Origin of the sequence: Pseudaminobacter soli (ex Li et al. 2025), from assembly GCF_029892515.1 — a bacterium.
Classification (GTDB): domain Bacteria; phylum Pseudomonadota; class Alphaproteobacteria; order Rhizobiales; family Rhizobiaceae; genus Pseudaminobacter; species Pseudaminobacter soli_A.
This window is the reverse complement of the sequence record NZ_JARXVF010000004.1, coordinates 346,607-359,171: the sequence shown is the minus strand read 5'-3', so window position 1 is coordinate 359,171 and position 12,565 is coordinate 346,607. Positions and strand designations below refer to the sequence as shown.

8 protein-coding genes are annotated in these 12,565 nt (G+C 59.6%); 6 read left to right on the top strand and 2 right to left on the bottom strand.

The window, feature by feature from the left end:
* Positions 1-93 precede the first annotated feature (93 nt).
* A complete protein-coding gene (locus tag M2281_RS19250; RefSeq protein ID WP_280822789.1) occupies positions 94-3,483 on the bottom strand; it encodes an Ig-like domain repeat protein in 3,390 nt (1,129 codons plus the stop codon).
* Positions 3,484-4,282: 799 nt separating this feature from the next.
* Here M2281_RS19250 and M2281_RS19245 point away from each other — a divergent pair.
* The gene (locus tag M2281_RS19245; protein WP_280822788.1) at positions 4,283-5,194 is read left to right on the top strand and encodes a bifunctional GNAT family N-acetyltransferase/nucleoside diphosphate kinase regulator; all 912 of its coding nucleotides are present in this window, start codon (positions 4,283-4,285) and stop codon (positions 5,192-5,194) included.
* 350 nt (positions 5,195-5,544) lie between these two features.
* The gene (locus M2281_RS19240; protein ID WP_280822787.1) at positions 5,545-7,839 is read left to right on the top strand and encodes a right-handed parallel beta-helix repeat-containing protein; all 2,295 of its coding nucleotides are present in this window, start codon (positions 5,545-5,547) and stop codon (positions 7,837-7,839) included.
* 189 nt (positions 7,840-8,028) lie between these two features.
* On the opposite strand, the gene M2281_RS19235 is transcribed toward M2281_RS19240, so the two are convergent.
* Positions 8,029-8,262, bottom strand: coding sequence for a phospholipase D-like domain-containing protein (locus M2281_RS19235; protein ID WP_280822786.1), 234 nt, complete (start codon positions 8,260-8,262; stop codon positions 8,029-8,031).
* 216 nt (positions 8,263-8,478) lie between these two features.
* Between M2281_RS19235 and M2281_RS19230 the strand changes: the two genes are divergently transcribed.
* From M2281_RS19230 to M2281_RS19215, 4 genes are all read left to right on the top strand, one after another.
* Positions 8,479-9,510: a helix-turn-helix domain-containing protein gene (locus M2281_RS19230; protein WP_280822785.1), complete on the top strand. Its 1,032-nt coding sequence runs from the start codon at positions 8,479-8,481 to the stop codon at positions 9,508-9,510.
* Between the two features lie 92 nt (positions 9,511-9,602).
* Positions 9,603-10,715, top strand: a complete 1,113-nt coding sequence (locus M2281_RS19225) for an efflux RND transporter periplasmic adaptor subunit (protein ID WP_280822784.1) — start codon at positions 9,603-9,605, stop codon at positions 10,713-10,715.
* Entirely contained in the window at positions 10,712-11,419 is a 708-nt protein-coding gene (locus M2281_RS19220; protein WP_280822783.1) for an ABC transporter ATP-binding protein, read from the top strand. The genes M2281_RS19225 and M2281_RS19220 overlap by 4 nt, the downstream gene beginning before the upstream one ends.
* Positions 11,419-12,561, top strand: coding sequence for an ABC transporter permease (locus M2281_RS19215; protein ID WP_280822782.1), 1,143 nt, complete (start codon positions 11,419-11,421; stop codon positions 12,559-12,561). The genes M2281_RS19220 and M2281_RS19215 overlap by 1 nt, the downstream gene beginning before the upstream one ends.
* Positions 12,562-12,565 lie beyond the last annotated feature (4 nt).

Below are 12,565 nucleotides of genomic sequence, written 5' to 3'. Positions count from 1 at the left end.
CATCCGATGCTGGCCTCCTCTCCAGCCAGCATCTTGAATCACAATTCGAGCCTCAACGATCCCGACAGCGATTCAGCCAGGGACTGAACCGCTCTAGAACCGGCTGTTGACCCCGGCTCTTGCGCCAATGGATTTTTGCCCGTCGCCTTCGATGTTGAACAAAAGCGCGCCTTCGACGGACCAGTTTTGCACGGTTTGCAACCTCAGGCCGGCCGAGACCGAGCCGAAGGCACCGGAACCGTCGAGGCCGGAGAATCCGCCGGTCACGCCGAGCCTGGGCGTCAGCGCCATGCCGTTCTCCATCGTGAAGGATCGAGATATCTCGGCCCCGAGGCTGACACGGAACTGCTCTTCGTCGAAGCCGTCGATCGATATCGTGTTGCCGCCACCATTCTCGACGGCATAGTCATCGATCGTCTCCGAGAAGTACACCGCCCTGAGCTTCGGTGTCAGCGTCGTCACTTCATCCAGATTCCACTGACCCGTGATCGACGTGTCGAGCATCCAGCGTGTTGTGTCGAAGGTTCCGTTCCAGAACGTCGTACCGATATCGTTCACCGAACCGCCATAGAGCAGGCTCGTATCCCAGAACACGCCCTTGCCTATCTCCAGAGAAGCATAGGGACCAGCAAGCCAGCCATTGCCTGTCAGCTTGGCATCCTCCTTGGTCGGATCGGTCGTCCGGTCATAATGGAGGGACATGCCGATCAACGCCTTCTCCGACACCAGGTAGTCGGCACCGGCCGAGATCATGCCGAAGCTGCCCCATTTGTTGCCGTTGTCTTCGCGATTGTGCGCCATAAGCGTGCCGTCGACCCAGGCATTGAACGGCGACAGTTCCGCATCGACCACGTCAACGGCATCGTTCCGTGTCGCTGCCAGTTGTGCCAGGCTCGTGGCGAAACCAAGTGTAATCCCGTCTTGCGCGGGCATTATTCGGGCGGTGACAGGGTCAGCGGAAGTTGCCATTCGGCGGCGGTCCAGCAGGCCCGGCAGCTTGATCGTGGACGCGATCAGGCTCTGGCGAGTCTGCACGAAGCCGCGCACGAGCTTGTCGATGTCCTCCTCCACCTTCGCGGCGCTATAGCCGAGCGTATAGGAGACGACGCCGGTATTGGACACGCCGAGCGTGCTTGTCAGCCTGAAGCCGACTTTCGCCGTGCCGGAATAGGCCGGATTGGGGATGAACTTCAGATACCAGCCAAGCGGTGTCGGGCCGACGGCGGCGAATTCGCCGCGCACGATGCTGGCCGTGCCGGCATTGGACGGCTCGACAAAGGTGATGTCGGCCCTGCTGAACGGACCGCCGGTCGCGTCCTCTTCCAGATTGACATTGGTGGACGTTGTGCCGGTCTGGTTGATAACGCTGACGACACGCTCCTTGACCTCGAGCGTATAGCTTGCCGTTGCGGTCGCCCCCGAGCCATCGCGCACTTCGATGCTGAAGGAATAGACTTTCACTTGCGCTGTCGCATCAAGCGGACCGGTGAGTTCGCCGGTGGAAACATTGAGGATCACGCCATCCGGCAGTGAGCCGGAAGCAAGCCCGTAGGTCTTCGTCCCCGTTCCGCCGGTCGCGGCAATCGGTTGGCGATAATCCTCCCCGGCCATGGCTTGCTTCAACACCGAGCCATCGGCCGGCGCAAAAACGAAGGTCACTGCCGGCCTGACGGTAACAGTAACGGCGGCAGAGGTCGCGGTCGCGTTGTTGGTGTCGCCCGCGTAGACGGCGGTGATGGAATGCGCGCCGAGGCCCAGCGCCGAGGTGGTGAAGGTGGCCGTCGTGCCGGAGACAGTGGCGGTTCCAAGCGCGGTGGCGCCGTCGTTGAAGGTAACGGTGCCCGTGGGCGACGAGCCGCCGACCAGCGTTGCGGTGAAGGTCACCGAGGAGCCAAGGGAAGGATTGCCGTCGGAGGCCGAGAAGGTGATCGTCGGAGCGGCCTGGCCGACCGTCACGGTAACGGCGGTATAGGTTGCGGTCGCGTTGTTGGTGTCGCCCGCGTAGATGGCGGAAATGGAATGCACGCCGGGGCCCAGCGCCGAGGTGGTGAAGGTGGCCGTCGTGCCGGAGACAATGGCGGTTCCAAGCACGGTGGCGCCGTCGTTGAAGGTAACGGTGCCCGTGGGCGACGAGCCGCCGGACAGCGTTGCGGTGAAGGTAACCGATGTACCAGGAGAAGGATTGCTGTCGGAGGCGGAGAGAATGATCGCCGGGACAGCCTTGCCAACGGCGACGGAAACCGCGGCGGAAGCGGCAGCGGCGTTATTCGTATCGCCGGTATATACGGCGGTGATGGAGTGAGCGCCGACCGCCAGGGCCGAGGTGGTGAAGGTCACCGTCGTGCCGGAGACAGTGGCGGTTCCAAGCGTGGTTGTGCCGTCCTTGAAGGTGACGGAGCCTGTTGGCGACGAGCCGCCGGCCAGCGTTGCGGTAAAAGTCACCGATGCACCAAAGGAAGGATTGCTGTTGGAGGCGGAAACGGAGACGGTCGGCGAGGCCGGGCTTACGGCGTGCGTCGTGCCGCTGGTGAAAGCTGCCTGCATCGCATTGCCTGCCGCATCTACGATGTTGTTGTTGCTTCGAATGTCGAGCCGGATTGTGCCTGTCCCGGAGATGCCGCTTACCGTCACATTGATCGACGAGCCGCTGGATGCCGAAACGGCTGACGTCGTTCCGCTGGCACTTCCAGTGGCGGTGAGGATGAAGTCATTCGTGCTTACATTGGAAACGGCCTTGGAAAAGGCCACGGTAAACATGACGCTTGCATCCGTGGACTGGGCTCCGGCGTCGGCGATGATGGAGCTTACGACCGGCCGGACGCCATCGACCAGAACGCCTGCCGTCGATTCCACACCGTTCAGGATGAGATTGGCATCGGTGCCCGAGGCCTGGATTGTCCCGCCATTGAGCGTCACCGCCGACGCAAGGGAAATCCCGTCAGCATCCAGGTCGCCTTCGGCAATCGTGTAGCAGAAGGTGAGCATCGTGCTCCCGCTGCCGGAAACATAGTTGGCGTTTCGAGACGATGACGACATCGTCAGGCCGAGTTGGGGCGTCCCCGTGACCGTAACGGCGCTGCTGAAGGTCACGCTGAAATTCAGGGTTCCACCGATTGAATATGTGGCATTGGCCGGAACGGCGACGCTGGTGACAGTCGGGGCGGCCTGTCCGACGGTGACTGTGATGGCGGACGAGGTTGCCGCGGCATTGTTGGTGTCGCCGTCATATTCGGCGGTGATGGAGTGCGCGCCGACGGCCAAGGTCGAGACAGCGTAGCTGGCCGTCGCATCTGCGGAAACCACGCCGGCTCCGAGCGTGGTGGTGCCGGCCTTGAAAGTCACGGTGCCCGTCGGCGACGAGCCGCCCGATAGGGTGGCGGTCAAGACGATGGATTCGCCGAGCGCCGGGTTGGCGTTCGAGGTGAAGACCGTGACGGTGGGTGACGGCGACGAGGCAGCATGGACTTGGCCTGTACCGAGCAAGAGAGACACCGAGGTGAGGAGCGGGAGAAGCAAATAGAGAGCAAGTGCTGCCCTGCAATTCGTCAGGGCCTTGAAACCAGATAAAAAAATCATCGACTGCCCATATATTCCCGGGTCGAGCGCACTGCCGAATATATTGGCAGCTCAACCTATGCACTGCTATCTGCTTGCCGATCGCGTCGCCACCCCACCAAGCGAACAAGCCGGACGGATTGTGGAAGCAATTTGACTTCACAAACCTATCGCGAGGCTGGACGCCAAGTCCATGAAATTTGATATCTGAAGTTAGAGTGTTTGCCGCATGTTTGCGTGCGCGATGGACGAGGATGGCGCAGCGGCCCAATCCGCATGTGATTGCAGCCGGAGATTGAGTTCTTCGTTGCGGCTTGCGGCGCCATCTTGCCTGCACCAGTCACCCCCGCGGCGCCCTTCCGCAACGGCACGCCATGAATGATTCGGCTTGCGCCGACGAGGGCTGTCCAGATGGGGGCGCAGTTTTGAACGGAAATGGCACGCCTCACGAGATTCGAACGATTGATGAGACTGCTGCACAGCATCTGCAATGACTGCTTCCTCGTGCTTGCATTTTACTAGCCGACGGTCCGGTTTCGGCCATCATCCTGCCGGAACGAACCGTTTCCGACCAAGCCGACGGTAGGGCTGTTTTGGGGCGCTTCTCCGCTGGCCTTCACCGCTGGATCTCTGCTAGATCGGCCTTCTAATTTTCAACGTTGATCCGAAAGAACCAGCACGGCAGCGACCGTGACAGGCTTTCATTCTTGCGACCAAGGTAGCGAAGATGAACAAGCCTTTTGTTTCGTTGCGTCCAGAAATCACTCGGACACACGCACTGATCCTGATGGACTGGTTAGAAGATGAACGCGTCACTCGCTACCTGAGCGATTCCTGCAGTGTGTCTCGATTCATCTCACAGGCCGTCGACCGAGCTCAGATGCCGATCCTGACACATCTGTTCAATCAGGGCGGCCGCTTCTTTATGGCTTACGACCGAAACGATATCCCGGTCGGCTTCGTGCGTCTGGTCAAGACAGGCGCTGAGTGTGAAATAGTCTTGGTCGTCGGAGACCATGACAATTGGGGGCGCGGACTTGGCGCCAGCACCATCCGCGAAGGTTTGAAGCTCGCCTTCCTCGACATGCGAGCCGAGAGCGTCATCGCCAAAATTCACCCGAACAATACGCGCTCGCTGAAGGGTTTTGAACGCTGCGGTTTTTTTCTCAAACTCGAAACATCAAAGCTCAATTCCCTGTCCATGACCTCTGGCCGGTATCTCCAACTCCTGCGCGAAGGCGTCATGGCGCAATCTGCCGACATCTACGTCACGGAGATCGACAAAGCACGCCTCCAGAGCCTGATTGAGTTCGAGCAAGGGGCGGCAATTGTCGAGCTTGAACACGAGATTGAGAGAGCCATTGTCGTCGATTCTCAGCACGTCGCGCGCGACGTCGTGACAATGAATTCCAGGGTCGTGCTGCAGCTTGACGATGAACAAAGGGAAGTGGCTCTTGTCTATCCGCAAGACGCCGACGAACGCTCTGGTAAACTATCGGTCCTCTCCGACGTCGGCGCCGCGATCCTGGGCTATCAGGAAGGCGATGCCATTGACTGGAGGGTTACTGATCGTACACGACGTATCCTGATCGAAAGGGTGATCTACCAACCGGAATCGTTCGGTGATTTTCATCTCTAGTTGCACTGTGGCAAACCTGCTTGTCGAGTTCGTCAGCAGCCTGACAAGCCGGAGAGACGGGCGGGGCTCCCGGTTGCGCTGCCTTTTTTCTGCCCGCTAGACGGAAGACCCAGTATCGTCAGGCCGACGATGTTGTTTCTGCCAGCCAAAATCAGACAGGACTGCGGCTCGAGTCTTGCGTTGGTAGCCTTAGCGGTCTTGCAGAAAACGTTACCAATTTTGCAGATGTGGCAACTTTTGATAGTTGCGCCGCAGAAGCGCGTGAACATCGAATCTCATATTGATATCGAGAGGGAGGCATGCGGCGGCGCCTTGGTCACCGGTAATTCCAGTATGTTGAGGGAAAATTGATGCGCAGTGCATGGGCTGTATCCGCCACGGTATTGGGGATCTGCACGGTCTCATCCGCCCATGCGGATGACATCTTCGCCAAGCGATGGGGAGCATGGTTCGAAGGCGGCGCGCAGGTCAGTAAGAACCGTTCGCTCGGCCAAGCGGACCTGTTCGCCCCGCTCTACCAAAACAGCGATACGCTGCTTTTCGCCGATCTGCGCGGCATGTTCGACGACAGGGACGCTGTCGAGGGCAATTTCGGCCTTGGCCTGCGCCAAATGCTGCCGTCCGGCTGGAACCTCGGCGCCTACGGCTACTACGACGTCCGCCGCTCATCGCTCGACAATACGTTCCATCAGAACACGCTCGGTGTCGAGGCGCTGAGCGAATATCTGGACTTCCGCGCCAATGCCTATCTACCGCTCGGCAACCACGAGAAGCGCATGCGCGCCGGTTCGTGGTCGAGCGTCACGTCAACCGGCCCGGAAGCTGTCTTGATGGGAACTTCGCTCGGCATACAAACACAGACGATCACCACGCTTGGCACGAGCTTTCTGATCGAAAGGGCGATGGCCGGCTTTGACGCAGAAGTTGGCGTTCGGCTTCCAGTGTTCCCGGACGATTTGAAGCTCGATTTGCGTGCCTTCGGCGGCGGCTATCACTTCCAAGCCGCGGGCATGGAAAGCATTTCGGGTCCTCGTGCACGCTTGGAATTGATGGCCAGGGATTTCGCCGGTTTGCCGGGCGTGAAGCTGACGGGTGACTTGACCTGGCAGAACGACATGGTGCGCGGCGACCAGTTGATTGCCGCGGTGCGCCTGCGCGTTCCCTTCAACGCGTCGGTCACGCGGGATAGACCGCTCACCTATATGGAAGAACGGATGTTGGACAGGGTGGTGCGCGACGTCGATGTCGTGTCGAACACCGGCAATGAGACAACCTCGAAGAGCGTTACGGTCACGACTACCGAAGATGCGATCAACACTTGGAACGGCGAGACCGTCACCTCGCTCGTCCAGGTGGATGCGACGACGCAGGATCACGCCGCCCTCCAGGCTGCCCTCGATAGCGTCGGCGCAGACGGGATCGTGCTGCTGAACGGCAACATTGGTGCGCCAGGCGGAATTACCCTCAATGACAAGCAGACGCTTCTTGGCGGCGGGACCGTGCTGAAGCTCAAGGGGGCGACCAGCGGCGCCGAGGTCGATTTCACGGCGCCCGGTGCTTCGGGCGGAATTTCCGGGGCCGCTGGCACCGCGGTCACGATGGCCACGGACAGCAGCCTGCGCGGCCTTTCGGTGGAGAACATCTCGTCGAACGCCAACTCCTTCGCCGTCGTCGGAGCCAGCGGCGCCGGCCTGCACGACGTCACCATCGTTTCAGCGGCAAACGGGGTGAAGGTGAACAACATCACGAACTTCACCCTGCAAGGCGGCAGCATCACCGCCGCGCAGGGCAGCGCCGTCAACATTGCTGGCAGCACGGGGCTCAGCATCAGCGGCGCCACCATCGTGCAGAACGGCGCCAGCGGCATGGGGATCGTGGCCGACAACGCGTCGGGCACCATCTACGGCAACACCATCACCACCAATGGCAATGGCAACGGCTTTGATGATACCGACCCTGACGCGCGGCCGTCACACGGCCTGTCGGTCAGCAACAGCGGCGGCCTGACCATTGCCAACAACACCATTACCACCAACGGCACCCAGGCCAACGGCATCCATGTCACGAACAGCGCCGGCATTCAGATTTCCGGCAACACGGTGACCACCAACAACTACATGAGCCGCGGCATCCATCTGCTCGACAGCAACGGTGCCACCATTTCCGGCAACACCATCGTCACCAACACACAGAACGACTCGAATTGGTCGTCCCTGACGATTGCGTTCGGCATCATCACCGAAAGAAGCAGCAACCTGACCATCCGCGACAACACGATCTCAACCAGCATGCGGGGTGGTCACGGCGTCTACATGCGCTATGGCGCGAACAACACCATTTCTGGCAACACCGTGACCACCAGCGGCGAGGCCGCCTCGGCCATCTCCATGGTACGCTCGACCTCCAATACCGTCAGCGGCAACATCCTGACCACCACGGGTCCTGGCAGTTCCATTGGCGTGCTTTTCGGCCTTCTCAGCGACAACGGGGTGGCGGAGAACAACACGGTGACCACTTGGAGCGCCCCCGGCGTCGTCGTCAATTACGCCTCCGGCGTGACCGTGCGCAACAACCGCCTGGCGCGGGGGGATGATGGCGTCTTTACGACGGAAGATGACACCGTCATTACGGGAAATACACCATAAGGGGCGCCTTGCCGCCGCCCTCCGCGATCTGCATCACCCTATGACTTTAGGCCCCGGCGAAAGCTGGGGCTCTTTCTTTGGGAGGCAAGGACAGGAAACAGGCCAGAAAGACGAACAGCAAAAGAACTGGTTGGCGGCTTAGATCTACCTTGGGCGAGGTACCAGCCATTCTCGGAATGGCTTTTCCCCTTACTGCCGATCGAAGGGCCGTGCCGCTTCCAAGCGGCTGTTCCAGTTATCCAGGAAGGCTTTGGATACGTTCGGGGACTCGGTGAAGGTGACGTTCTCGGCATTCCGCTTCGCAGCGTTGGCCGTGTAATTGTAAGAGCCGCCGATCGTCAGATGACCATCGATGATGACCTTGTTGTGCGCGATAGCTGGCCGATAGTCGATCCAGACCGGGACAACGTAAGCCTGCAGCAAGGTCTATGCCGAGAATTTCTTGTCGTTGCTCTTGTCCAGGATGGCCTTGATCTCGACGCCGCGCTTAGATGCCCGCTGTAACAGGCTTCCCTTTTTGCTTCGCGGGCGTCGGATTAGGTCGTAGGACAAGGCCTAAAACACGTTTTAGGTCGCGGATGGATGATCATAAGATCATGATCGCCTCATCCGACTCACACCGTTTTCGTATTCGGCCCTATGCCCTTCATCCCGCTTTCCTTTGTTGTAGCGCTTCTGCTCCTTATCCTGTTCGTCGCGGTCATAAAGACCGCTGACGATCCTGACCCGACTGGGAACCCACGGAACGCCCCCTTCCTTGCGCTGATCCTGCTAAGTGCTTTCCAGGCCTTCCTCTCGGGGCTGCGCTGGGGGTATGGAATAGAGGACGTGATGTATGTCGCGCCGATAGGCGCAGCGCTCGTACCGCCGCTGGTCTACTGCGGTGTCGCCAAGCTGGTCCGGAAAAGCAGATTATCCCGACATTTGCGCCTCGGCCTGCATGCAATTCCCGCCGTCGTTATCATCTTGCTGATGGCAGTATGGCGAAGCGCGATTGATGTTGTGCTGCCGGCGATCTTCATAGGCTATGCTGGGGCGATCCTGCATCTCATGCGGTCGGGGCCCGACGCCCTGCGAAGAACGCCGTTCGAAAGCGCAGCCCCGGTCTATCGTGCGCTCGTCTTTGCTGCGTTGGCGTTGTTGCTGTCGGCGGCGCTTGATCTGTTTGTGTTCCTCGACTTTTCATGGACGCAGGGCAGGCATGCGCCGGGCATGGTGGCGATCGGCAACCTCATTGCGTTGATCGTCCTGTCAATCGCGGCTGCTGTGGCGGTCGAGGGTAGAGGGCCTTCCGAGGCCGACACTGCTGCACAGCACCTCGACGACTTAGGGGATAAGGAGACACTCGCCGCTATCCGGTTGCTCATGGAGACAAAGCGCTCCTACCGCGACCCGGACCTCAACCTTGATCGTCTGGCGCGCAGGGCCGTAATTCCAGCGCGACAGATTTCCGCAGCAATCAACCGGGCAACCGGCAAAAACGTCTCGCAATACGTAAATGAGTTCCGTGTCGCGGAAGCATGCCGGTTGCTGACGGATACAAAAAAATCAGTGACCGAAATCATGCTCGAAGTGGGTTTCCAGACCAAATCCAATTTCAATCGCGAGTTCCGTCGCGTCACGGACATAACGCCTGTTCAGTGGCGACAGAGCCGGGAAAATTCAGCCTGAGCCGGTCTTTCTGACGTACAAGATCGCGATTCAGCACGATCAGAACGTGTTCGAGGTCGAGTTCAGGACATGAGCCTGTCCATGTTGTCGGCATGAACACACTCACCGAACAAGATCGCAAACTCGCCGAAACGCTCAAGTCTCTTTCTCTGGAGCCGCTGGCAGACGCGTCAGGACCAAACTGGAAGATCATCCGCTGGATTGCCGGCCTTGTACTTGTCGCCACTCCTATCAGTGCTGTTCTGATCTGGCCGAGCTCGTTGAATGACATAAAGACAGCACTTTTAGGTCAGTCGGAACCGGCCAAACCGGAATCCCAGGCAAACCCGGCAACGGCGCTTCGCGCGATCACAGGGCGTGACAATCCATCGCCGAATCCCAACACGCCTGAAGCAGTCACCCGCGAGATTACCGGCTCGGGCTACGTCATCGCGCCACGCTCGACGACAGTCTTTTCGAAGTATGAAGGCAGGATCGCCGGAATCGCCGTCGAAGTGGGTGATCAGGTTCAAGCTGGTCAGATACTCGTCACCCTGGAAGACGCCAGCGCCAGTTTGGCACTTGAGCAAGCAAGGGCGGCGAAGGTTTCAACCGATCTGGTGCTCGCCTCCAGGGAAATCGCTTTAACGCAGGCTACCGCCTCGTTTCGACGTACCCAAGCGCTGGTGCAACGTGATGCAACATCCAAAAAAGACCTAGAAAACGCTGAAACCGCCTGGAAAAGTGCCCTGAACAGTGTCGAGCAAGCCCGCCAGGATGTCATCCGGGCTGATCTGACAATCGGTGTCGCTAGGGAGCAGGTGGACGAACTGGTCGTTCGCGCGCCCTTTGCTGGGACTGTGGCGCAGCTCAACGCTCATATTGGCGACACCGTTCTGGCTCGCGCAGACAGCGTTCGGGAAAGCCAAAGCCTTTTGGCGCTCACTGATACCACCAGCATGGTGATCGACGCAGACATAGCCGAAACAAATGTCTCCCTGCTCCGATCCGGCTTACGTGGCGAGGCGGCACTCGACGGCTTTCCCGATCGGCCTTTTGGCATCGAACTCCGACGTGTAGCGCCGATTGCGTCGGCCGAGAAAGGCACGATTGGGCTTCGGCTCTCTCTTATCAACCCGCCTGCCGGCATACGGCCCAACATGGCGGCGCGCATCCGCATCACCGCCCCCGAAATTCAAAGTCAAATCGGAGAAGTCCAACCATGACCGACCGTCACGCGAAAGAGCCATACATCATTTTGAGAGACGTGCGTAAGGGATACAGGATCGGAGGCGAAGCCATCCCGATCTTCGCCAATCTCGATCTGGAAATTCCTCGTGGTGATTTCGTCGCCATCATGGGGCCATCCGGATCAGGCAAATCGACACTGCTCAACATGCTGGCTGGCGTTGAAAGCCCCGATGCGGGCGAGATCAAGATTGGCAGCGCGAGGCTCGATCGGATGGGGGAGACGGCACGATCGGCATGGCGAGCGCATAACATGGGCATCGTCTTCCAATTCTACAATCTGTTGCCGATGCTCAGCGCAGCGGAGAATGTCGAGCTACCGCTCCTGCTCAAGCCGATTCCCGCTAAAGAGCGGCGGATTCGCGTTGGCAAGGTTCTCGATCTGGTGGGTCTGGCCGGGCGTGAGAAACAATATCCGACACTGATGTCCGGCGGTCAGCAGCAGCGTGTCGGCATAGCGCGCGCAATTGTGGCCGACCCCGATCTCTTGCTCTGCGACGAGCCGACCGGCGATCTCGACCGGAATTCTGCAGACGATGTTCTCGATATGCTGCGTCTTCTCAATCGGGAACTGGGCAAGTCGATCGTGATGGTGACTCACGATCCGCAGGCGGCACTTTATGCCCGCCGGACGCTGCATCTCGACAAGGGACGATTCGTTGAAAAGAAGAGGGCCGCCTGATGCGCTTCCTCCATCTTGTCAGAAGAAACGCTTGGCGAAAACCGCTGCGCACCGTCCTGCTGATTTCCTGTGTGACGGTCGCCTTTTTGATCTTCGGACTGACCGCGAGCTTCATCAATGGAGCACAAGGTTCAGCCGGCGCTAGCAATGACCTCCTCGCGGTGATGAACGCGGCAGGGCGCACGCAACCCCTGCCGATGGCTTATATGACGCGCATTGCGTCGGAGCCGGGTGTGGCCTCGGTTGCCTACATGACGCGGCTGCGGGGTTACGTGAATGTTGAGAAAAACGTGGTGGCCGTGAGCGCGGCTGAGCCCAAGCTCATAGCCGGGGTCAATGGCAAGGAGCTTGGGCTCACGCCGGAACTGGTTTCCGCCCTCGGCGAGACGCGAGACCGGGTGCTGGTCGGCCAAGCGCTGGCGGAAGCGCAAGGGTGGTCGGTCGGACAGCGCATCACGGTAACGGCGTTCCAGACAGCGCGGAAAGATGGGAGCCGCGATTGGCGATTCGAGATCGCTGGTATTTTCGACGGCGAAAACGCCAATACCGACACCTATTTCATGCTCGCCAGCTATGATTATATCAACACCGCCCGGGCGCGGGGCGCAGATACGGTAGATGCTTTTATCGTGCGTCCGGCAGCCGGTGTGTCTCCCGGCATCCTTGCGGCGCGCATCGATGCCCTGTTTGCCAACTCGGCAACCCCGACACGCACACAATCAGAAAAGCAATTTCTTGAAGCTTTTCTGCGCCAATACGCCGATGTCGGTCTGATCATCAACCTTGTTGTCGGCGCGGCCTTCGTCACTTTGCTGATGATCGTCGTCAACACCATGGTCTTTGCCGTGCGCGAACGCACCTTCGAGATCGGCGTCCTCAAAACGCTGGGGTTCTCGTCAGGGCGAATCCTGATGCTCGTTCTAGGTGAGACACTGCTCATTTTCGCTGTGGGCGGCACTCTCGGTCTTATCCTGGCAAAGGTTGCCACCGTTCTTGCCGGGCCGGCACTCGGCCTGGTTCTCTCCACGGTCGTGCTTGCCAAAGCGGTTTCCATCATTGTGGTGCTAGGTCTCAGCACAGGCCTAATACCGGCAGTCAACGCCATGCGGACCCCCATCACCGCAGCCTTCAGAGCGAGGTAAACAG